1 pseudogene is annotated in these 275 nt (G+C 66.9%); it reads left to right on the top strand.

From position 1 onward, the window contains the following. A pseudogene (locus tag NFJ07_RS25820) lies at positions 1–275 on the top strand (pyruvate dehydrogenase (acetyl-transferring), homodimeric type); the annotation flags it as partial.

Here is a 275-nt window from a genome sequence, read left to right on the forward strand (position 1 = left end):
TCGCGGACCTTCGGCATGGACGCGTTCTTCCCCACCGCGAAGATCTACAACCCCAAGGGCCAGAACTACCTCTCCGTGGACCGGGACCTCGTCCTGGCCTACAAGGAATCCCCCATGGGCCAGCTCATCCACCCCGGCATCAACGAAGCCGGCGCCGTCGCGGCCTTCACCGCCGCCGGCACCGCCTACGCCACCCACGGCGAACCCCTCGTGCCGATCTACGTGTTCTACTCCATGTTCGGCTTCCAACGCACCGGCGACGCCTTCTGGGCCGC

It is taken from the genome of Arthrobacter sp. B2a2-09 (assembly GCF_027587375.1).
In the GTDB taxonomy this organism is placed as follows: Bacteria; Actinomycetota; Actinomycetes; order Actinomycetales; family Micrococcaceae; genus Arthrobacter.